The organism is Anaerolineales bacterium, assembly GCA_015075725.1.
Classification (GTDB): domain Bacteria; phylum Chloroflexota; class Anaerolineae; order Anaerolineales; family Villigracilaceae; genus Villigracilis.
Window position 1 is genome coordinate 3,112,586 of record JABTTV010000001.1, and the last position, 23,074, is coordinate 3,135,659.

Genomic DNA, 23,074 nt, shown 5'->3' on the forward strand with positions numbered 1-23,074 from the left:
CTTAAGCTCTCCAATCGCTGAGTCTTTCTCCAAGTTTGACTATCCGTTCCCGCAAAAGGACGGCGACCACGCCGAGTGTCAGCAGGACGATGCCCGTACAACCGATGACGAAGATCGCCGCCCGGTCCTTCAATGCACTATATACCACCGTGACCACGCCAACCGCAACGAAACCGATTGGAAAAAAGGTGAGGCTTCGCGAGCGGATGACGATTCCGTATACCAGCACCACCAGAGACTGCCCGAAGAGCAGGAAGAAATAACCCAGATTGTTCCTGTTGATCATTTCGATGTAGGTTGTGCCGAGCAGAACAAATTGCGAGAACATTCCCATGATGAATGCGCCAGTCTTATTCCCGGACCTGGTCAACAGATAATGCTGGATCAAACCGAAGAGTGCCGCGCCGACAGAGAAGAATTGGGGCTCGCTGACATCCAAATCGAAGAGGATGATGAAGTAAGAGAGCAGGTAAAGCGCGTTAGCAGGGAATGCCAGCCAGGCATTTCTTTTTGCAAAGGCTTCTACCGCCCAGAGTGTTGCGGCAACCGCAACCGGGATCGACGCATCCAATCCGCCGATCCTAACAGCGGCAATTGAGACAAAGACTCCCAAACTGAGTCCGCTATATAACAAAGGCGGCGCCCATTTCCCGGGGCGGTCGCGGCTGCGGAGAAAATACGCCATGCCGTAATACAGCGCCGCAATGACGACCACAGGATGTATCCATCTTGTCATTTCGAAGGCGCGGAATAGGAATGTGGCAAAGAGTGGAAGGGTCAAAGTAAAGGTGTAGAGCAAATTCGGTTGGCGATAGACCAGGCTCACGGTCAGGAAAAGAAGCGAATAAACGGCGAAGCTGATCGCTGCGATGAGAGCATCCGTCTCAGAGAAGAGATATCCATAATTGACAAGAGCGGCGAGTCCACCCGCGATGCGGACCAGCCACTTGAGCGGGCGCGGATGCGGAAAAGCAAGATGGGCGAGCACGTCGGCCAAAAGCCAGATGAGGCTGTATGCCAGAAGATGAAAGGTGATCCGCTCGATATTCAAATCGTTTAATATTTGAAAAATTCCCATCGTGAATAGGGCGGGCGCACCGGGTTCCAACAAACCGTTCTTCCTAATAAACATTTCCGCGATGTAAAGCAGGCCGATTGCGAGCATATACCATCCGCCGGACTCTTTGAATGTGACGAATGCGCCAATGGAGACGATGGAACCAAGAATCAGCGCGCTGTTGCGGAATATGATGGCAGGGTTGGCTTTTGAACGGACGACCAGCCCCATGACGAAATACAAGACAGCAAGACCGGTCAGAGCCGGGAGCCAGGCATCCATGTTGAAATGATCGAGTGCGAAATAAATTGTCAACGGGAGTGTAGCTGCGGGAATGTATCCCAGCCAGGCTCGCCGGTAAACAAAGGCGCAGACGGCAAAGGAAAGTGTGTAAATTCCAAAAGAGAGCGCGGCATCCCGGGAGGGTGCCATAAGAAGCAAAATGAAATTCAGCGCCGCGATTAAACCGCCGATTCCCCGAACGACCAATTTAAGAGGCCTGGGCTGATCGAAAGTGAGATGGTTGGCGAGGTCGGCGAAAACCCAAATCAAGGAATTAGTCAAAAGGTGGTAATAACCCTGGTCAATTTTGTAATCACGGAGGATGAGAAATGCTCCCGAGGTGAATAGGAGGGGCGCACCGAACTCGAACAAACCATTTTTCCTCACATGCATTTCCGCAACGAAGACCGCCCCTATAAGCAGGGCATACCAGCCGCCGGATTCCTTCGCAAAGATAAGGGCAGCGAGGGAAACGGTCACGCCAAGCGCCATTCCGCTGGAACGAAGCGCGGTGGACCATTTTTCGTTTTTGCGGATGACGATCCCGACCGCATAGTAGAGCAGCGCGAGCGCAGATAGCGAAGGGACCCAGGCATCAATCTTGAACGCGTCGAGAGCGAATAAGATTGCAAGCGGGAGAAGGGCAGCGGGAATGTAGGCGAGATAGGTTTTGCGGTAGGTGAGCGCGTAAACTGCACAGAAAACCGCAAGGAGTAGGTAACCGATCGCGACGTGACCGAGCCTGCCTTCGAATGGGAGGACTAGGCTTGCAGTTAATAGGAAAGCGGCGCCGTACAAACGAGGGGGCAAACGCCACGCAGGATTTTCCTTCCAATCCTTCTTCATCCAGAGATCTGGGAGCAGTAACAGGATCGTAAGTCCGACCAGGCTGTAACTGAACGGTATGTCGAAGCGTTTTATAAAGTCGAGTTGAAGGAAGGCGAAATAGGCAACGACGGCATAGAGCAACGCCAGGGTCCACAACCACCAGCGCGTTCGTAAAATGTGAAGAATGGTGAACAGGAAAGCAACGCCAACCGCGACAACGAGGCAGAGCCAGATTTCATAAACGAGTCCGGTGAAGACCGCCAGCCCGAGGCTCGGCAAAGTCGAAAGCAACATGGGCAGGCTGTATTTTTTTGCATTTTCAAGCCGGAATAATGCCTCGCTCGCAACGGCAAAGATCGCACCCCAGGTGAATAAGAGAATGGTCGAACCGAGGCTTTCAACGTCGAAGGCAACTGCGATGAACCATGGCATGGGGACGAGCGTGGCGGCAGAAAGCCAGGGGAAGGCAAAGAAGGGAAATAATCCTTCCGAGATTAGGTAGAAAATCATCGCCAGCAGCCATGTTGTGAACGTCACCAAATGGAAAAGATTTTCGTAGGATGGATCGAATGTGCTGATGCCGAAGGCGCTGAGAGAAACGATCAGGTTGGCGATTTGCAGAATCTGCGCCAAGATGAAAACCGGAAGCGCAAAATTACCGCCCTTCCACGTTTTGAGCAGCCAAGTCCCGGTCAGCCCCGCAAGAGCGGCGAATCCCATCAACATTGTGTAAATGTCTGATTTTGCTTCGAACGCCAACCCAACGTTGAAGAAGGAAAGGGTCAATGCGCCGAAGGCGGCGATGGAGAAGAAACGCGATTCATACAAGCGGGTGCTGCCACTCCATATGACAGCCATGATGAAGAAGACGACCGCCCAGTATCCGTCTGTGAATGCTGCGGGAATATCGAAGGATTGTCTTAGAGATTCGTGCAGACTGTTTGCGGTAATGGGCAGGAGGAAAGAGAAGACAATGAAAAGTGCAAAACTTGGCTGGGGAAGACGTTTTTTGATGAGGACTGCCAATGCGCCGAATATGAATGTGCCGATGATGAGAATGGGGAGTCGCAGTTCGGGGACGACGGCGCCAAGAATCGCTGCGGCGGCGATGACGAAGAACGCGCCAAGGTAAAGATATATTTTGATGCTGGCTTCGCTGGTTAGTGTTTGCAGGAGGCTGGGGCGCGGCTCTGGCGGCGCGGACGGTTGGGAGGGCATCGGGGCGGGAGTCACGGCTGGGGCGGGATTGGGCTGAACCACCTGTGGCGTAGAAGCGGCAGTTTGAGTTGGAGCGGGTACCGGCGCGGGCTGAGGCGCGATGTCGAAATCATAGCGGCGGCGCAGGACATCCGCCACAGGTTTTTCGACCAGGTTGTATTTCACCCACTCGTTGATTTCCTGAAGCAAGGTATACCGTATGCCGCGGTCCAGCTTGTTGGAATTGAACCGTTTTTGAACGGCGCGGTTGGCGGCGGAATCCAATGCGGCAATGGCGCGATTGCGAATTTCTTCCTTTCCGCCTGCTATGGCAAGTTGTTCAAGTTGATGGCGAACCGCCTCACTGCTATAGCCCAAACGGCTTAATGCTTCAAGCGCTTCGAAGATCTCATTGTCTTTCCCGCTTCTCAACCTGAAGAGAAGATCATCAAGGATTTGTTTCGGGTCGTTCATATCGCCTGCCGCTGGATTGCCCAGGCCGGATGCAAATTTGCCAGACTGCCGTGGGCGATTGATTGCCTCTCTCGCATCCATGCGGATGTCCGTATTGTCATTTTCATCGTTCGACTCCCCTGTTCCAGCGTTTTGAATGGACGTCAAGCCGGAAACATCGTCGGATACCAAGCCGGGGAACTCCGGGTACTCCTTCAAGTAGCGATTTCTCATGCCGACACTGTTCGCCCATAAAATGATCAGGATGACGATACCGATCAATAAGACACAGGATGCTCCAAAAAGAAATATGCTCATGCCGGCGGTCACAAGGGCAACCCCGGTACGAATTCCCGCGTGGGTCAGGGCGATGCGCCCGTGTTCGCGGACAAATTCGCTATTCTTGTGATTCGCATATTGAAGCAGAAGAAGGTGCCAGAGCGCGGATACGACCACCCCGCCGCCATAGCTGATCGCCTCGTCAACGCTGTAGTTGCATACGAGACCGAAGTTCGAGCAAATATCCAATTGGAAAAATGTGGAGGCTGCAAAATACAGGGTGGGTATGGTCAACAAAGGCGATACCCTCAACCAGTTATATGCGCCTCTCGCATATCGGATTTCCTGCGCGGTGGCATAAGCCATTCGATCCATCTCCTTTTTCCTTGGGATCCGCTTGGGCAGCGGAATTATCGTCCAATTATTGCACAAAAAGTCCGAAAACACTGCCAGAAAATGTCATGTTTTCAAAGATTCAAGAGAAGTTGGACGATGTCCCTCGCAGCCAATCCTCCAAAGGTGAATTCAATAAAACCGCCGTGACGCCAAGGTTGAAAATCCAACCTTTTGCCACGGCGAAAAATACTCAACGACTACAGCTATTTGACGACGATCCCGCTTCTTGGCGGGACAGTGATGATCCGGTCTGTGATGCCCGGGGTTCCAAACAGGATTTGAGGTGAATCGCTTTGTTTGTAATCGAAGGATTTCGTAGTATTCGATGCGTTAAAGGCGATGGTGATCGTTTCCCGTCCGAGTGTCCGGCAGAAAACCATGATGTCATCCTCGGCATGGATCCGTTTGTAATCCCCATGTCGGAGGGCGTCCTGTTCCTTACGCAAGGCGATGCAGGCTTTGGTGTAATTCAACAGTTCCCGGTCCCATTTCGCCTGGTCCCAGGGAAAACTTTTACGACAATCCGGGTCGTGGCCGCCATCCACGCCGACTTCGTCTCCATAGTAGATGCAGGGAGCGCCCGGCATCGTGAAGAGGAAGAGCCATGCCAGTTTGAGCGATGCCTTGTCTCCGCTTGCGCAGGTCAGGAAGCGCGGCATATCGTGGCTGTCCAGCAAATTGAGTTGGGCAAAGGTGATATCTTCGCGATACAGGTGCAGTATCCGATCGACTTCATCGGCGAACGCTTTTGCATGCATTCGATGAACGCGGTCTTTCAATCCGCCCGCATGGTTGATCGCCTCGAAGTTCAGGTGCGAACCGGCGAAAAAGTTAAGCGCTGCGGCTGTGAAGAGATAGTTCATCACCGCGTCGAACTGATCACCCTGCAGCCATCTCTGAGCCTCATGCCAGATCTCGCCAACGATATACGCCTCCGGATTGACAGCCCGAACGCGCCGTCGAAATTCACGCCAGAACTCATCGTCGTCGATCTCAGCAGGCACATCGAGCCGCCAGCCGTCAATTCCGAATTTGATCCAATACTCTGCCACGTCGAAAATGAATTCCCGTACTGCCGGTGTATTGGTATTGAATTTGGGCAGGGCAGGTAGATTCCACCAGGCGCGGTAGCCGATGGCAGTCATGCTGTCATCATGGTGGAGCAGTTTCTGCTCGTGGGGCGAAGGATACGCGCCCCAATGCTTATGTCCGTTCAGGCGCTCCTCGTCGAAATGGAACCAATCCCTGTATGGAGAGGTCGCGCCTGTCTCCAATACATGGTGGAATTGCCAGAATCCGCGCGAGGCGTGGTTGAAGACCCCGTCTAGAACCACGCGAATACCGCGCTTATGCGCCGCATCGATTAATTCCTTCAATGCGTTGTTGCCGCCGAGAAGCGGATCCACGTGGTAATAGTCGTATGTGTGATAACGGTGATTTGACGCCGAAGAAAAGATGGGGTTGAAATATATAGCGTTGATTCCCAGGTCCTGCAAGTAATCCAGTTTCTCGATCACGCCGTACAGGTCACCGCCTTTGAAGCCGTGATGTGTCGGCATGCTGTCCCATGACTCGAAGCCAATATCTGGAAGTTTATTGCTTTTTGAAAAACGGTCGGGGAAGATTTGATAGAAAATCGCGTCTTTTACCCAGTCTGGTGTGGTCATTTATTTCCTCGTTGGAATTGGATTTTGTGGAATAATTCGCGTGTAAAATAATGGTAGCGCCTCACGCATTAGGCGCTTGATTCCGGAGGGTAGTACTATGGACGTTGATCCTGACAGCCTGGACCCTGAGTTGCGCTTCGCAAGATTATACGCCATCGCTTCCACCGCACTTGGGGTGATCAGCCTTTGCCTGGGGGTCATCCCTGCCTGCGGCGTTATTTCAGGGCTTGTGGGCGTTGTGCTTGGCGCTCTCAGCCTAAGGACGGAGAATACAAAGACCGCGGTGATTGGGATCGGCATCTCATCCATCGGCATCATGGCGGCACTGATCTACGTCATCGGCGTCCTGTATTTTGGAAAATGATCATCTGCCGCTGACCTTCAGTATCAGCATTTGGCAGGGAGGATTTCAGCAATTGACGACAATCAAGATATGTTCCATGCCGCTTTCACATAGTAACGCGAAAATCAATGAGAAAGTAAGAAGCGCGGGTCAAAAGAAAAGATGAAAGCAACAGCGTGAAAGATGTCCGGAAGGGCATGTCGGTCAGGGGCAAAAAATTCCTCCTTCTCCCTTTTGAAAGAAGAAAGAGGAAAATGGGGCGAGAATCGAGGTTGGGGTCAACCTTTGACGCTGCCAGTGGTGAGGCCGCCGACGATTTGCTTTTGGAGCGCAATGTAAACAACGGCGACCGGTAGCGCGACGATAACTGCCATTGCGGCGAAACGGTTCCAAGGGACGGAGTTGGCATATTGGCCGGTCATGTTGTAGAGCGTCATGGCGAGGGTGTAGTCTTTGGGCTGCGAGAGGAACAGCCAGGTGAGGACAAACTCCTGCCAGTGCCCGATGAAGCCGAGGAAGAATGTGACTGCGAGTTGTGGCATGGCAAGCGGAATGACGATCTGCCAGAAGGTCTGGTTGGCGTCTGCGCCGTCGATCGCGGCGGCTTCTTCGAGTTCGCGGGGAATGGTGTCGAGGTAGCCTTTGAGGTTCCAGACCGCAAAGGGCAGAGCGGTGGCAGTCATGGCGATGCCTACGCCGAAGAGGGAGTCGCGCAGGTTGAATTGCAGCCTGCCCTTGCCGTCGGCGCAGATGGTAATCGGTTGAACGGCGATGGTGCCTTCGGCGCATTGCTTGACCTGTACCTGGTTGAGAAGCAGATACAATGGCGTGCTTAATCCGACCGCTGGCATGAGAAGGGGAATAAATACCAGGATCATCATTACTTCGCGCATTTTAAATTTGAAACGCGAGAAGGCGTAGGCGGCTGTCACGGCGACGCCCAGCGCGGCAAGCCCCACACCGAGCGAGAGAACGAAACTGTTCCTCAGCAATTCTGCAAATGTGACCGGATTGCCTGTTGGACGGTCGAGCACCTGACCGTAGGCGACGAAGGAAATTTCTTTTGGGATGAGTTCTAATTGTGAGGGACGGGTGGTCTTGGAACTTAACGATAAGGTAACGATATACATGATTGGGAACATCACCGACGCCAGAATGGCTAGCGCTATCAATTGGAGCAGGAGCTGCCTCCAAAGCGGGAGACTGCGCCCACCGGTCTGCCCGGAGGTGTTCATATTCATGAATCGGATGATCGAATTCTTCGTGTCGCTTGAGGTTGTCATCGTCATGCCTCCATGTAATTCTGTGTGGCGCGGGTGATGCGGTTTGTGATCAGGAAGACGACCAATGCCACAGCGAAGATAATGACGGCAAATGCGGCCGCTACGCCATACCAGCGCAGGTTGCGGACGAGATTATAGGCGAAAGTCACAAGCAATTCCGTCGAACGAGCGGGTCCGCCGCCGGTCATGAAAAAGACAAAATTGAACAGATTGAACGACAGGGTAAATCCATAAACTGCCGCCGGGATCATGGCAGGGCGAAGAAGCGGGACGGTAATGTTCCAGAATTGCTGTCCGCCGGTAGCCCCGTCGATGGAGGCTGCTTCGTATAAGTCTTTTGGGATGCTTTGCAATGCGCCGGTCGCCACGACAGACATGAAGGGCCAGCCGAGCCAGAAATTGGCGATCATCATTGCGTAATAGGCAAGGGTCAACGGAGCGCCCGGCAGGAAGCCGGGGATGGGGGGTTTGACGTCTTCGAACCAGCGGATGTAGATCGGGTCGAAATTTCCAAGGAACGTGCCCGAAAGAGTTGTGAGCAACTGGTTCATTGCGCCGTAGCGTTCGTCGAAGATGTTCGTCCACACCGTGGCTACCACCAGGGGCGGCACAACGACCGGCAGGACATAGGCCGCGCGGTAGATACGCTTTAACCAGAGTCCCTCCGTGTTGAGTAGGGTGGCGATCATGACACCGGCGGGAACATGCAGGACGACATTGCTCAACGCCCACCAAAAATTAAATTCCAGCACGCGGAAGAAATTGAAATTCTCAACGGGGAGCGCCGCTGTGAAAATATCAACATAGTTTTTAATGCCGATAAATCTAAGGTCGGGCGATCTCATGCCCAGCAGGAGATGTTGGGTCTCGAAATTTGTGAATGAAATGATGACCTGATAGATGAGCGGATAAAAAGTGATCACCCCCATGATAAGAAAAGCAGGTAATAGATAAAGATACGGCAGGACTGCGTTTTGCCTTTTGGTTTTTGCGAAGGATGATTGTGCTGCCGCCATCTTGTTCTCCTTGGTGGGGTCTTCTTCTGCAAATGTGGGAGGAGCGGACAAGAATGATCCTTGTCCGCTCCTCCCTGCTTGTTGCAGTTTGAACTACTTGGTCGCGCCTTCGAAAGCGGTGGCGACCCAGTCGGCAGCCGGGGTTCCGGCATCAAAGACCTGGTCGGTTCCGCAGAAGTTGCCCCAGTAGTTGCCCATGGCTTCCACCTGCGGGCGGAAGTAGGCAGTGGAGAAGGCATCGAGCAGACCCTGGATGAGCGGGTCGGTCACTTCAACAGTGGTGTTGGCGGGGACATGGCCGGCTTCGTTCATCATGGCTTCCTGAGCGGCTTTGTTGGTCAGGTAGAGAGCTACTTCGAGAGCGGCTTCCTGATTTTCGCTGTTCGGGTTGAAGTACCAGCCATCTACGCCGAGGAGCGGGTTGGAAGCGCCGCCGGGACCGGCAGGGATCGGGGCAACGCCGAGCTTGTCGCCAAGGGCGTTGCGATAATCGCCCATTGCCCAGTTGCCATTGGTGATCGCGGCAACGGTGCCTTCAGTGAAGGGAGCTAGACCATCGCTGTCATTGCGGGGCCAGCCGTTTTCAACGGAGACCTGATACAGGTCATTGAGGTAAGACATGGCATCGGCAACTTTCGCCTGGTTGGCATCAGCAGCGACAAAATTGAACTGATCGTCGAAGATCTGACCGCCAAAGGAGCCGAAAAAGCCCCAGTGGTGGTAGCAGCCGAATGAAATGGCGACCGGGGTGCCGCCTTCCATCAACTCTTTCAGGTCGTCAGTGGTGGCGGGTGGTTCGGCGAGCATGTCCTTGTTGTACCAAAAGACCACAGCCTTGAGCGATTCGGGGATGCCGTACAACTTGCCGTCGTACATCATGCCGCCCTTGGAGAGATCACTGTAATCACCGAGTTTGCCGTCTGCGAGGGCGGTGATGTCAGCAATGGTCCCAGCGCGAGCCTGACCGCCAAGGTTGTCGTTCGGGGCGATGAACATATCCGGCCCGCCTCCCGCGGCAACATCGGTGTCATATTTGGTGAAGATGTCGTTAAACGGCACTTGAAGTACGTTGATGGTGATATTCGGGAGATCGGTCTTTGCCTGTTCCAACAAATTGGTTAGGGCAATTTCTTCAGCAGAACCGGTGCCATACGCATGCCAGAAGGTTACTTCACCCTGGGTAGTCGCAGCTCCGCCGCCGCCACATGCGGCAAGCGCGAGGGAAGCGACCATCAAAACGCTCAACAAAGCAAGCAATTTCTTTTTCATTCTCTTTTACTCCTTGGATTTTATTGAAAGCAATGTTTTACTGGAGTCGTGCAGTTTGCGTTTTTTTGGCCGGGCAACCACCTCCTTTATAGGCGATTATCGAATGGCTTCTTCCGTCTCTGTATCGAAGATGTGGAACTTGTCCATGTCAAAGATGACCTGGACGTCATGCCCCACACGCTTCTGCGAGCGGGGATCGACACGGGCAATGAATGTGTTCGCTCCTGTGATCAGGTAGAGGAAGGTTTCATTTCCCATTAACTCGGTCACATCCACTTTGGCGCTTACTTTTTCTCCGTGAATGTTGGGCGGGGCAAATTCGGGGTCGTGGATGTTCTCCGGGCGGATGCCGAAAACAATTTTCTTGCCGTTCATGTTTTTATACGGCGCGGCAAGCGCATCCGGGATCTGCACCTTGAAAGAATCCATGTCCACCGTCACTTTCCCTCCGTCGACATCGATCTTACCGGGGAAGAAGTTCATGGACGGGGAACCGATAAAACCTGCGACGAAGAGGTTGGCAGGACGGTCGTATAACACCTGCGGAGTATCCAGTTGCTGAAGCAGACCCTTATTGATCACCGCGATGCGGCTCGCCATGGTCATGGCTTCGGTCTGGTCGTGGGTAACGTAGATGAAGGTCGTTTGCAAACGCTGGTGAAGCTTGCTGATCTCGGCACGCATCTGAACCCGCAATTTCGCATCGAGATTGGAAAGCGGCTCATCGAAGAGAAAGACCTTCGGTTCGCGCACGATGGCGCGTCCAACAGCCACTCTCTGGCGTTGCCCGCCGGATAATTGGCGCGGTTTGCGGTCGAGCAAATGTTTGATGTCGAGGATTTCCGCCGCCTCGTTCACACGCCTGTTGATCTCACTTTTCGGCGTCTTGCGTAATTTCAAGCCGAACGCCATATTGTCGAAAACAGTCATGTGCGGATAGAGCGCATAGGATTGGAACACCATGGCAATATCGCGATCTTTGGGCGCCACGTCGTTTACGATGCGGTCGCCGATCTTGATCTCACCCGAGGTGATCTCCTCCAAGCCTGCCAACATGCGCAGGGCGGTTGTCTTGCCGCAGCCGGAAGGCCCGACCAGCACGAGAAACTCCTTGTCATCAACCGTGAAATTGATATTCTTGATGACAGATACATCCCCGAAATTCTTGACTACATTGTTGTATGTTACGCTTGCCATGGTATTACCTCCAATTCTGAACGAGTATGGTAATTTAATTATAACCACAAGGGCGCAATTGACCTATACCTTTGATAAAACAGATAGTTGTTTGGCTAAACAAAGTCGCTTAAATCGACCGGTTTTCCTATGTCGGCAGATTTTGCCAGCGACAATATTGCGGCAATATTCGCCCGGCTGTCTGCCAGGGTGACACGCGGTGTTTTCCCGGACTGGATGGCATCGCACAAATCCTCAACCTCTCCAAGATAAAGTTCGCGGCCTTTGATTCTTATCCTTTCCTGTTTTCCGTCGCGCTTCAGGTAGAGATCGTTCTTCAATCCCGGCTTGAAAGGATCAGGGATGTTCAAGACGGCTTCCGTCCCGACGATCTCAACATAGGATCTTAGTGAAGACCGGAATCCGCTATCGAATTGCATATGGACCCCGCTCCCGAATCGCATCTGCCCATAAAATGACTCATCGCATCCCCCCGGACCCGTAACCTGCCAGCCAAACACCTCGATCGGTTCTTCCCCGAGAATCGTCCGCGCGTACGAGATCGGGTAACAGCCCACATCCCATAGGCTTCCGCCGCCGTATTCTTTTACAAGTCGGATATCGCCTTCCCGGCTGAGACCGAACGTGAACGCGCCTTTGATAAGTTGAACCCTGCCAATCGCGCCATTATTCACCAACTCTATGACCTTGATCGTCTGGGGGTGATGACGGTACATAAAGGCTTCCGTTGCAATGTTGCCCGTCTCCTTCGCCGCGGCAATGATCGCATCCACTTCCTCGAGTTTAAGCGCGAGCGGTTTTTCGCAAAGGACATGTTTCCCGGCATATAAGGCTTTTATCGTCCATTCGGCATGGAGATGATTGGGCAGGGGATTGTAGATGACGTCGATTTCGGGATCGGCAAGCAGTTCTTCGTAACTACCGTACACCTTGGGTATTCCCCATTCGCGGGCGTAAGCCTGGGCGGAGGTAAGGCTCCGCGAAGCGACCCCCAGTAACCGGGTCCGTTTGGAGGCGCGCAAGGGCTTAATCAAAGCGCGGTTGATGCGGGCAGTCGAAAGCAATCCCCAACTAATGGCGTTGTTCATTCCAGTTCCTTTTATTCAGAATAACGATGAAGAACAAGGTCAAAGCAGAGAGAATCAGGATAACTCCCATCCCTGCCTGCAACCCGTAAATATCCCCGACCCAGCCTGTCAGCCAGGGACCAATAACGCCGCCCAACCCTGAGAAAGTGAACAGCACTCCCAGGATCGTATTGATGTTTTCTGTTCTTTCATCCGAGACGGCGGCGGTTATCGTGGGAAATATGATCGAAAAAAAGAAACCGGTAAGGGGAAGGAAAAAAACATAAGGAGAGTAGATGCCAAAAAGAGTGCATAGGACAGCGAGCAAGGATGAGATCATAATTGACCGGAGATACCCCAGTTTTTTAACCACGAGACTGCCGAGGAATCGACCCATCATAAGCAGGCCGAAGAACAGGGCGAGATAAGAATTGCTGGCGTTTCCGTTCATGTCGCGAACATCTTGAAGATAGACAACCATCCATGAGGCGAGACCGATCTCGGATGCGACATAGAACATCATGGCGGCGTAGAAGAAAGACATGCGCCGGTCAAAGGCAATGCGCGGGATCGAGCGGAAATCGAGCGATGATCTCTCCGCCGCCCTTGGGAACCGGGAGGAAAAGCTGAAGAGGACGAATATTACGATGAGCAGGAGGTCCCAACGGAAAACTTCCCGCCAGTCCGATCCGAGGCTGAAGAGAAAACTCGCGAATAACGGCGCAAGCATCGAACCGAGTCCATGCATTACTGCCATTAAATTCAGATACAACCCTTTTTGCTCGTGGTACAAATTAACGATCACTGCATTCGGTCCCAACTCGAACGCGCCAAGTCCCAGCCCGACGATGAAGAGCGACGCTGATAAACCGAAAACTGTTCCAAGAAAACTGTAACCTCCAACACCGATCGCCAATAAAATTTCCGCCAGGACGATGACGAGTTTAAGGCCGTATTTATCTGCAAGGATTCCAGTAATGAGCGTGGCGATTAAAAACCCGACATATTCCCCGAACAGGATATTCCCGCCTTCTCGGTATTGGATGTCAAGTTCCTTGATAACGGATGGCAGGGTGGGTCCTTTGAGGTTGTCAGTAATACCGAAAAGGAAAAACGCAAAAAAACAAATGACCGTCAGGACGAAGGGGCTGTATTTGGGTTGCATGATCGAAAAAGGACCGGTTTCGTTTTGAAACCAGTCCTCATGACCTACCCCTTGAGCGACCCCGCAAGCAATCCGCGGAGGAAGAACCTGCCGAGGAAGATATACACCAGAAGGGTCGGGAGTGCGGCAAGCAGTGAGCCCGCCATTTGTACATTCCATGCGATGATCTGACTTCCAGCCATGTTATTCAATGCGACCGTGATGGGCCAATCCTCGTTGCCGGTCAGGATGACGGCGAAGAGAAAATCGTTCCACGCTGAGGTGAATTGCCAGATGAGCACCACCACGAAGCTAGGCAGGGAAATCGGTAGTAGGATATGCCGATAAATTCCGAGCATATCCGCCCCATCCATCTTGGCGGCTTCGAGCAGTTCCTGCGGCAGGCTGGCGTAATAGTTGCGGAATGTGAGTGTGGTGATCGGAATTCCATAGATGATATGGGCAAGGATGAGTCCCGGAATGCCACCCAAACCGACCGACCTCATGAATTGCACCAGCGGAATCATGATGCTTTGGTAGGGAATGAACATGCCGAATAGAAGGAAGGGGAAAATAACATCCGCGCCGCGGAACTTCCATTTGGCGAGGACAAATCCGTTCAACGAGCCTAGCGCTGACGAGATCAACGTGGCGGGAATCACCATGATAAAACTGTTCTTGAGGGAAGGCGAGAGCCTTGCCCAGGCTTCGACATAATTATCGAATGCGATACCTTTGGGAAGATTCCACATTGTCTTCAAATCAATCTCTGCAAAACTTTTAAAACCCGTCGCCAACATGACATACATGGGTAAGAGGTAGAAAACCGCCATTAAGATAAGCGGAATATAAAGCCAGTATTTCCCGGGGCGGAGGTTGGTATTCATTGCTCGGTCTCCGTTCGCAGGGTAAAGCGAATATAGGGAATGATAAGAACCGCTACGCTGATCAGTAGAAGGATTCCGATGGCAGCGCCTTTTCCATAGAACAAGCCATCGAATGTGACCTGCCACATGTAGATGGCTGGCACATCTAGCGCATATTGCTTCCCGGCAATGGCAATGATCAGGTCAAAGACTTTGAGGGAGATGTGCCCGAGGATGATGAGGGCGGAAAGCGTGACAGGAGATAAGAGTGGGAGCATGATGTATCGATAAACCTGTAACTCATTTGCTCCATCGATTTGAGCCGCCTCCCTGAGTTCAACAGGTATCGCGCGTAGCCCAGCGAGATATAACGCCATTGTGTAACCGGACATCTGCCATATGGCGGCAAGCGCAATCGCTGCCATGCCCCAGGTGGGGGTGGTGTGCCATGCGTTTTCCAGAAAATCCAGCCCAAGATAAGAAAAAAGGAGATTAAGTCCACTGGTACGGGCACCAGTTGCAGGATTCATCAACCACCGCCACACCACGCCGGTCACGATGAAGGAGATCGCCATTGGAAAGAGAAAGAGGCTGCGAAAGAACCCTTCGCCTTTCAGCCCCTGGTCAAGCATGACTGCAAGGATAAATCCAAGAACGATGCTCCCTATGACAAAGACCCCCGTGAAAATCAACGTATTTCGGATGTCAACCTGAAAGCGCTGATCTCTAAATAGATCAAGATAGTTGTTGATCCCATTCCAAGTGTAGTCCGCAGTGAGACCTTTCCATTTGCTCAATGAAACGCGAACAGACCAGCCGATGAAAGCATAAACAAAGATAAATACAGCCAGGATCGAAGGGGAGACGAGCAGGATGTTCAGGATTCGGTCTTTGTCTTTCGACATGGGATGCCTCGTTCAATAGAAAATGGTTGAGGCTCGTGCGAGCCTCAACCATTTTAACACCAAGTTCTACTTGCAAGGACCGCTGCTGGTGCAAGCCGCAACCAGAGCGGACTGGAAGGTCTCGATATTGCTGTCGGCGATGAACGCGCCGAGGGCAGTGTCGATCTCGGTCTTCCAGGAGTCATTGGCCACCACGCCGTGGGTCAGCGAACCGACGACGGTATCCTTCGACCAATCTTCCATGGCGGTCTGAAGATAAGCGCCAAAGAGCGAGGTGTCGCAGTCCGTGCGGGCGCAGATCGAACCCTTGACCGGGTTGAACGCTTCTTGCCCTTCCTTGGAACCGGCAACCTTCAACCAGGCGGTCGCCGCATCGGGATGGGGAGCGCCCACTGCAAGCACGAAGGAGTCGGAAAGGAACTGGAACACACCGGCTGTTCCCGGAACGGGAGCCCAGCCATATCCTTCGCCGGGGGTCAAACCGAGGTTGTTGCCCGCGGTATCGCCGGAGAAATAGCCGTCAGCCCAGTCGCCCATCACGTTGAACGCCGCATCGCCGTTGGCGACGAGTTTGGAAGCGTCCTGCCAGCTCAGGGAGGCGGAGTCTTCATTGGCATAGCCCAACACCTTGACGTAGTTCTCAAGAGCGGTGGTGACTTCCGCGCTGCCCCAATCGGTGGTGCCATCCCACAAGCCATTGTATGCATCAGCACCAAGTGTGCTGAGCAGAACGGTTTCGAGCAGGTGCATCTTGGTCCATTGCTCGCCGAGCGCAAGGGGCTGGACGCCTGCGGCTTCGAGCGTATCCATGGCGGCAAACCATTCATCCATGTTGGTGGGAACTTCGACGCCGTTGGCTTCGAGGAGGGCCGGGTTATACCACAGCACGTTTGCGCGATGGATGTTCACCGGCACGGAATAGATGTTGCCGTCCGACGAGATGAGCGGGATGAGCGTCTCGGGCATAACTTCAAGCCAGCCTTCGGCTTCATACAGGTCATTCAAAGGCTGAATCTGGCCGCCAGCCACATAGGTACCGATCAATTCCTGCCCGGCGTGACCTTGCCAGCTGTCGGGCGGTTCACCGGATTGCAAACGGGTGGCAAGCACAGCGCGCGCATTGGTTCCCGCGCCGCCCGCAACCGCCGAGTTGACGAACTCGATGTCGGGATTCGCGCCGTTGAAGACTGCGATCATGGCGTCGAGTCCGGCCGCCTCACCGCCACCGGTCCACCAGGAGAACACTTCCACCTGGTCTCCAGCGGCTGCAGGAGCTTCGGTCGCTGCGGGAGCACCACATGCGGCGATCACGAACGAAGCGATTGCCAGCAAGCTCAATAGTGCAAATAGCTTTTTATTCATTCTTCTCTCCTTTATGTTAGGAATTTTGATTGGATCGAATTGATAAGGTGAGCATGTCGCAATCTTTCGATTTCGAATCACCTCCTTTCAAGATTTACAGGATGGGAAAGCACATCGTCCACGACGATGGCGATCGCGCCGATTAAACTCGCGTCCGGTCCAAAAGGCGAAAGGAGTATCTCAGCCTGTTGGTCGATTTCGGGGAGCGAGTGACGATCCACAGTTTCCTTGATGGCGGGCAGAAGATATTCGCCCGCAACGCTTAAAGGCCCGCCCAGGATGATCTTTTCTGGATTGAAAATGTTGATCAAGCCTGCAAATCCCTGTCCCATGGCGTGTCCGGCCTCGGTGAACGAATCGATGGCCTCTTTATCCCCGGCATCCGCAGCCTCTTTGATGAGCGGAATGCTCATGGGGGAATTCTTTTCCGCCATCAATTTGGGGACGATACTGGTGCGCTTTACCTCGAGTCTTGCCTGCATGCGTTGGATGATCGAATATTGGTTCGCATATGTTTCCCAGCACCCTCGGTTCCCGCAGTGACACACATTCTGCGAAGGTTCCGCCATGATGGGGGAATGACCGATCTCCCCCGCATAGCCGTTCTTACCTCGATATAGCTTCCCGTTCAAAAAAAGACCGCCGCCAATACCGACCCCGGCAAAAACAAAGAGAAAATCCCGGCATTGACGGGCAGTCCCAAACAGATGTTCGGCAATCGCTGCTGCGTTTGCGTCGTTTTCGACAAAGACTTTGAGTTTCGTCTGCTCGGAAAATATCTTTACAAAGGGAACGTTATGCCAGTGAAGGTTGGGAGCGAAGATCAAAAGCCCCTTGCCGGTATCCACCGTCCCGGGAGTTGATAAACCAAGACCCAGGAATTTATAGCCTTTGCGTTTTCCCGCAGTTATTGCGTCCTTGACGATCTGCAGGGTCTGGCCGATCATTTTTTCCTGGTCGTCCGAGGGATCTGCATCCTCCCGCCTGCGCCATTGGATGTTTCCCAATACATCGGTCACGGCAACGGAGACGAAATCCACGCCGAGTTCCACGCCAACGATACTGCCTGCTTGCGGATTGATCTCCAATAAAGTGGCGGGTCTTCCCGCGCCGCCGGTATTACTCCCCGTTTCATGCACCAATCCAAGGTCGATCAGTTCGTCCACCAGGCTTGACACGGTGGATTTGTTCAATCCGGTGATGGTTGCAATTTGCGCACGCGAAACAGGGGACTGATTGTGGATCAGTCTGAGAACCAGCGAGAGATTTGTCTCGCGAACAAACGCCTGGTCAGCCGTGTTCTTCGGGTTCATCAAATTCTAAGAATTAGTATGTTGGAGCAACAAACTAATTATAACGATTTAGGAGCGCTTGTCAACTTAAAAAAATCAGGCTCAAAATCCGCATCGTTCCGGACTTTGAGCCTGCCGCTGTCGACTTGAGCTTTGGTTTCGCTGTTATTTGACTCTCAAAGCATCCCAGCCTGCGTATCTGGCGGTATCTCCCAACTCAGCCTCGATGCGTAAAAGTTGATTGTATTTTGCCACACGGTCCGAGCGGGCGGGTGCTCCGGTCTTGATCTGACCCGTGTTGAGCGCGACGGCAAGGTCGGCGATGGTCGCATCTTCGGTTTCGCCGGAGCGATGCGAAGTGACCGTCCTCCAACCGGCGCGATGACACAGATCCACGGCTTCGATTGTTTCGGTGAGCGAACCGATCTGATTCACTTTCACCAGCAAAGCATTTGCAGCATCTTCCTTTATCGCGCGGCGGACGCGCTCCGGGTTGGTTACGAGCAGGTCGTCTCCGACGATTTGGATTTTGTCGCCAAGTTCCTTGTTCATTAATATCCAGGATTCCCAATCGTCCTGTGCATGGCCATCTTCAATTGAAACGATGGGATAATCTTTGACCCACTTTGCCCAGAACTCGACCATCTGTTCGCCGGTGAGTTCCTTGCCCTCTTTGCGAAGATTGTATTTTTTTGTTTTCTCATCGTACAGTTCAGAAGCGGCGGGGTCGAGCGCGATCGCAACCTGCCCGCCGCGACCCGCTTTGAATCCAGCTTTTTCTATCGCTGCAAGAATTAATTCCAAAGCCTCGTTGTTCGCCTTGAGCGCAGGCGCATATCCGCCTTCATCGCCGACGAGAGCGCCGTAGCCTTTTTCCTTCAAGACTGATTTCAACGCGTGATAGATCTCCGCGCCCCAGCGCAATCCCTCCGAAAAAGTCGGCGCCCCGAACGGCATGACCATGAACTCCTGCATGTCGGTGCTTTGCCAGCCAGTGTGCGCCCCGCCGTTCATGATATTCATCATGGGAACCGGCAGAACATGCGCATACACCCCGCCCAGATAGCGATATAGGGGCATCCCGAAAGAATTCGCAGCCGCTTTGGCGACGGCGAGACTGACTCCCAAAATCGCATTCGCTCCCAGTTTGGACTTGTTATGCGTCCCGTCCATCGCAAGCATTTCAGCATCGATGCCCTTCTGGTCGGATGCGTCCCAGCCGAAGAGCGCATCCGCGATCACGCCGTTGACGTTCGCCACTGCGTTTGCCACGCCCTTTCCCAAATACCTTTTCTTATCGCCGTCTCGCATTTCCAGCGCTTCGTGCTCGCCCGTTGATGCCCCGCTTGGGACAGCAGCGCGCCCCCACGACCCATCCATTAACAAAACCTCCACCTCCACAGTGGGGTTGCCGCGCGAATCCAGAACTTCAAGCGCGGAGATGCTTTCGATTGTTGTATCCATTTTCCTGGCTCCTTGTTTATTGCTCGACCCAAGTATAATCGTAATCAACGCGAAAGGAAAAAATGAAAATTATTTCAAAGCGTACAATGACGTGCTTGTTACTCGTAATCACATTATCTGCCTGCGGCGCGCCTGCGAATGGTGAAACCATTAGTGAACAGGATATCCTGATGACCTATTCCGTGGGCACGATGGTTTCGGGTTTTTTTGCAACACAAACTGCAATGGTCACGCCAACCCCGGCGAATACGAACACGCCGATTCCGACCAATACTTTTCTCCCAACCCCCACAATATTCAATACTCCGCCTCCCCTCGCCACGTGGACTCCCATACCGGTGTTCTTCAGCTCTACACCAAACATTGCCCTAACACCCTCCGTGACAGGAACTCCGCCTACGGCAACGGTCAATTCGGGCGCGCTTGCCTTTGGTTGCAATAACCTTGCCATTGTCCGGGATGCCAACTACCCAAGCGGGACAACTGTTGCGCCCGGCGAGAGTTTCGTCAAAACCTGGAAGGTCCAAAATACCGGCTCATGTGATTGGATAGGTTCCTATACTCTGTCCATCGTTTCGGATGACCATTTTGATTCTTCGTGGAATAAATTGGGAAGGATCGTCAAACCGGGAGATTGGGCGGAACTTTCCGTGTTTGTTGATGCGCCAAGGAGTGGAGGCACCTACTCTGCCTATTGGCGCCTGACCGATGGCGCAAACGCCTTTGGTGCCACTCTCGGACTGACGGTCGTGGTAGTCGAGTAACCCGAACTCAACCTAATTTTCACTGGTTTTTAGTCTTTAATCTTAATTCTTTCCTTTGCCGCCTTCAACAACCCTACAAAGAGCGGATGGGGTTTCATTGGGCGTGATAAAAATTCGGGGTGGAATTGGCTCGAGACCATGTATGGGTGATCTTTAAATTCCACGATCTCAACCAAACGCCCGTCAGGGGAAAGCCCCGAGAAGACCATGCCATTTTTCTCGAACTCTTCGCGGTACGCGTTATTGAATTCAAAGCGGTGTCGGTGCCGTTCTTCCACTTCAGGGACCTGATAAGCCGCGGCGGATTTCGTCCCTGGTTGAAGGACGCAGGGGTAGAGTCCGAGGCGCATCGTCCCGCCCATATCCGTGATGGAGCGCTGGTCAAGCATCAGGTCGATGATGGGGTGTTCGGTTCCGCGGTCGAATTCCGAGGAATTTGCATCTTCATGGTCGAGCACATTTCGTGCAAACTCGATGCACATGGTCTGCATTCCCAGGCATAAGCCGAGGTACGGAACTTTATTTTCGCGGGCATAACGTGCGGCAAGGATTTTACCTTCCACACCGCGCGAACCAAAACCGCCGGGCACGAGTACGGCATCCGCATTTTTTACGATGTCCCAGCCCTTGTCTTTTTCCAGATCTGCCGAATGCACCCAACTGATCGAGAGTTCCACCTGATTGGCAAGGGCGGCGTGTTTCAGTGCTTCGCGTACTGACATGTACGCGTCCTGTAATTCGACGTATTTTCCCACCAACGCTACATTTAATGTGGGTTTTTCTTTCCTGACATTTTCGACCAGCTTTTTCCAAGGTCGCATATCCGGTTTGCGCGTGGCTTTGATATCGAGTTTGTTCAATACCAATTCGCCCACGCCGAGCTCGTCCAAAAGAAGCGGTACTTCATAAAGGACGCTGGCAGTCTTCATGGGGATGACCGAATTCTTTTCCACATCGCAGAAGAGAGCGATCTTGTCGCATAAACTCCGGTCGATGTCCTGATCTGCGCGCGCGATGATGATATTCGGCGAGATACCGATGGAACGCAGAGCCGCCACTGAGTGCTGTGTTGGCTTGGTCTTGATCTCGCCAGTGGCGCCGATGGTGGGGAGCCAGGTCACATGGATGAACAGGCAATTCTCGCGACCCACCTCGTTTCGCAATTGGCGCAGCGCTTCGAGGAAGGGCTGCGACTCGATATCGCCGACCGTCCCACCAACTTCAAGGATGACAACCTCTGCGCCTGTTTCTTTTTCGACCAGGCCGATTCGCCTTTTGATCTCGTTTGTGATATGGGGGATCACCTGGATCGTCCCACCGAGATAGTCTCCGCGGCGTTCCTTCGAAATGATCTCCGCATATACCTGACCGGTCGTAAAGTTGCTGACCCGGCTCAGGCGGATATCGATGAATCGTTCGTAGTGGCCCAGGTCGAGGTCCGTTTCTGCGCCGTCATCGAGCACATACACTTCCCCATGCTGGTAGGGCGACATCGTGCCAGGATCTACATTGATGTACGGATCCAGTTTCTGAACCGCCACCTTGAAACCGCGCTCCTTCAAGAGCAAGCCTGTCGCCGCCGCGGTCACGCCTTTTCCAACCGACGACACCACTCCGCCGGTAAAAAACAGATATTTTGTTGCCATTATTCTTTCTCCTAATTTCCACTCTCCCGCTCGTGAGGGAGGTGAAATACAAAAGAGAATGGGGAGGGCGTTATGCCCTCCCCATTCGGGGTAGTTTCATTTTGGAAAAAAACCTTTTCGCTTCATCCGACCAGTTTCACGAGGTCTTCGGCGGCTCGTCTCATTTCAAGGAAGACCATGCCGAGTTTTGCTTCGTGACGCGCCATGGCGGTAAGCACGGCTTCCTCGCCGATGGCGGTCAAGACAATCGAGCCTTTATCGCCTTTAATATAAACCTGCTCCAGCCCGCCGCGCCCCAACTCGCCGGAGATACGTTCACCCAGGCTCAACATGGCGGCAGACATCGCAGATACACGGTCTTCCTCCACGCCCTGCTGCAGGGCAGACGCCATGATCAACCCGTCCACCGAAACGATGGCGGAGGCTTCGATATCGGGCGCAGCGGCTTGCATGGTGCGGAGCCGTTCCACGAGTTGTTCAGCGCGGGATGGTGCCATAAATTGTTCTCCTGTGCATATATTGAACGGCTAGAGTTTACCAGAAAAACCTTCAATCGAGAATTGCCTCGCATTTACAATCACTGATCGATGTGCCTATAAGAGATGAAATTTGACCATGACCCGCCTTCATGTTAAACTTACCGATTGCCATGCACGCATTCTTGTTGCTGCTCGCCCTCTTTTTCCAGGATCCATCCGTCGCGTTGACCTCACCCAAACCCGGCGAAGCTTTGCGAGGTTTGATTGAAATCCAGGGTAGGATGGATGCACCGGATTTTTCATCTGCGGAACTGGCGTTTACCTTTGCCCCCTCCGCCTCTGACCCCGCCGCTGGCTGGTTCATCATCCGCACCTTTTCCCAGCCGGCGACAAATCCCGTGATTGCCGAGTGGGACACCACCGCAGTCACCGACGGGGATTACACCTTGCGCCTGCGCGTGTATTTGAAGGACGGTTCCTATCAGGATGTGTTGGTCGATGATTTGAAGATTCTCAATAACGAGCCAACTCCCACTCCGGTTCCTCCACCTACTCTTGCCGATTTCGCCTTCCAACCCCTCGACCAGCAGCCTGATTTTGAAATTGAATTTACCCCAACGCCATCTATCGCGCTTTCCACCATCACGCCTTTGCCGGTCAATTCCGCATCATTGAGTCCTACGTCCATCACTGCCGTCTTCTGGAAGGGCGCGCTCGCCGTAATCGTGCTTTATGCTTTCTTTTCACTCCTCCTTCGACTACGAAAGAACTGATCCAACGTTAATTGCATATTCCTGATAACGTTACATTTAATCTGA

The 23,074-nt window shown here is 53.1% G+C and carries 18 protein-coding genes; 3 read left to right on the forward strand and 15 right to left on the reverse strand.

Annotated features, from left to right (window positions below):
- Position 1: 1 nt before the first annotated feature.
- Both HS100_14995 and HS100_15000 read right to left on the reverse strand, forming a co-directional pair.
- Positions 2-4,462 (reverse strand): hypothetical protein, encoded by a 4,461-nt coding sequence (locus HS100_14995; protein MBE7435219.1) that lies wholly within the window; start codon positions 4,460-4,462, stop codon positions 2-4.
- 233 nt (positions 4,463-4,695) lie between these two features.
- A complete protein-coding gene (locus tag HS100_15000; GenBank protein ID MBE7435220.1) occupies positions 4,696-6,159 on the reverse strand; it encodes a glycoside hydrolase family 13 protein in 1,464 nt (487 codons plus the stop codon).
- 97 nt (positions 6,160-6,256) lie between these two features.
- Between HS100_15000 and HS100_15005 the strand changes: the two genes are divergently transcribed.
- Positions 6,257-6,523: a hypothetical protein gene (locus HS100_15005; GenBank protein ID MBE7435221.1), complete on the forward strand. Its 267-nt coding sequence runs from the start codon at positions 6,257-6,259 to the stop codon at positions 6,521-6,523.
- A 257-nt stretch (positions 6,524-6,780) separates the two neighbouring features.
- Here HS100_15005 and HS100_15010 read toward each other — a convergent pair whose 3' ends face one another.
- The 11 genes from HS100_15010 to eno all read right to left on the reverse strand — a co-directional run bounded on the left by HS100_15010 (position 6,781) and on the right by eno (position 19,367).
- Positions 6,781-7,743 (reverse strand): ABC transporter permease subunit, encoded by a 963-nt coding sequence (locus HS100_15010; GenBank protein ID MBE7435222.1) that lies wholly within the window; start codon positions 7,741-7,743, stop codon positions 6,781-6,783.
- Positions 7,744-7,787: 44 nt separating this feature from the next.
- Complete coding sequence (locus HS100_15015; GenBank protein MBE7435223.1) at positions 7,788-8,801, reverse strand: sugar ABC transporter permease; 1,014 nt, start codon at positions 8,799-8,801, stop codon at positions 7,788-7,790.
- Between the two features lie 93 nt (positions 8,802-8,894).
- Complete coding sequence (locus HS100_15020) at positions 8,895-10,070, reverse strand: extracellular solute-binding protein (protein MBE7435224.1); 1,176 nt, start codon at positions 10,068-10,070, stop codon at positions 8,895-8,897.
- Positions 10,071-10,166: 96 nt separating this feature from the next.
- Positions 10,167-11,267, reverse strand: a complete 1,101-nt coding sequence (gene ugpC, locus HS100_15025) for a sn-glycerol-3-phosphate ABC transporter ATP-binding protein UgpC (protein MBE7435225.1) — start codon at positions 11,265-11,267, stop codon at positions 10,167-10,169.
- Between the two features lie 95 nt (positions 11,268-11,362).
- Positions 11,363-12,355 (reverse strand): Gfo/Idh/MocA family oxidoreductase, encoded by a 993-nt coding sequence (locus HS100_15030; protein MBE7435226.1) that lies wholly within the window; start codon positions 12,353-12,355, stop codon positions 11,363-11,365.
- Positions 12,339-13,499, reverse strand: a complete 1,161-nt coding sequence (locus HS100_15035) for an MFS transporter (protein ID MBE7435227.1) — start codon at positions 13,497-13,499, stop codon at positions 12,339-12,341. The genes HS100_15030 and HS100_15035 overlap by 17 nt, the downstream gene beginning before the upstream one ends.
- Before the next feature lie 44 nt (positions 13,500-13,543).
- A complete protein-coding gene (locus HS100_15040; protein ID MBE7435228.1) occupies positions 13,544-14,365 on the reverse strand; it encodes a carbohydrate ABC transporter permease in 822 nt (273 codons plus the stop codon).
- Complete coding sequence (locus HS100_15045) at positions 14,362-15,249, reverse strand: sugar ABC transporter permease (GenBank protein ID MBE7435229.1); 888 nt, start codon at positions 15,247-15,249, stop codon at positions 14,362-14,364. Before HS100_15045 ends, HS100_15040 begins: the two co-directional genes overlap by 4 nt.
- Positions 15,250-15,315: 66 nt before the next feature.
- Entirely contained in the window at positions 15,316-16,611 is a 1,296-nt protein-coding gene (locus HS100_15050; protein ID MBE7435230.1) for a carbohydrate ABC transporter substrate-binding protein, read from the reverse strand.
- Between the two features lie 77 nt (positions 16,612-16,688).
- Positions 16,689-17,924 (reverse strand): ROK family transcriptional regulator, encoded by a 1,236-nt coding sequence (locus tag HS100_15055; protein ID MBE7435231.1) that lies wholly within the window; start codon positions 17,922-17,924, stop codon positions 16,689-16,691.
- Between the two features lie 144 nt (positions 17,925-18,068).
- Positions 18,069-19,367 carry a phosphopyruvate hydratase gene (gene eno / locus HS100_15060; GenBank protein ID MBE7435232.1) on the reverse strand — a complete coding sequence of 433 codons (1,299 nt, stop codon included), beginning with the start codon at positions 19,365-19,367 and terminating at the stop codon, positions 18,069-18,071.
- Between the two features lie 170 nt (positions 19,368-19,537).
- Between eno and HS100_15065 the strand changes: the two genes are divergently transcribed.
- Entirely contained in the window at positions 19,538-20,131 is a 594-nt protein-coding gene (locus HS100_15065) for a hypothetical protein (GenBank protein ID MBE7435233.1), read from the forward strand.
- 29 nt (positions 20,132-20,160) lie between these two features.
- Here HS100_15065 and HS100_15070 read toward each other — a convergent pair whose 3' ends face one another.
- Together HS100_15070 and HS100_15075 are read right to left on the reverse strand one after the other, a co-directional pair.
- On the reverse strand, positions 20,161-21,777 hold the full coding sequence (locus tag HS100_15070) for a CTP synthase (GenBank protein MBE7435234.1): 1,617 nt from the start codon (positions 21,775-21,777) through the stop codon (positions 20,161-20,163).
- 122 nt (positions 21,778-21,899) lie between these two features.
- Entirely contained in the window at positions 21,900-22,274 is a 375-nt protein-coding gene (locus HS100_15075; protein ID MBE7435235.1) for a roadblock/LC7 domain-containing protein, read from the reverse strand.
- Between the two features lie 152 nt (positions 22,275-22,426).
- Here HS100_15075 and HS100_15080 point away from each other — a divergent pair, with 152 nt between their 5' ends.
- Complete coding sequence (locus tag HS100_15080) at positions 22,427-23,029, forward strand: hypothetical protein (GenBank protein MBE7435236.1); 603 nt, start codon at positions 22,427-22,429, stop codon at positions 23,027-23,029.
- Positions 23,030-23,074: the final 45 nt, after the last annotated feature.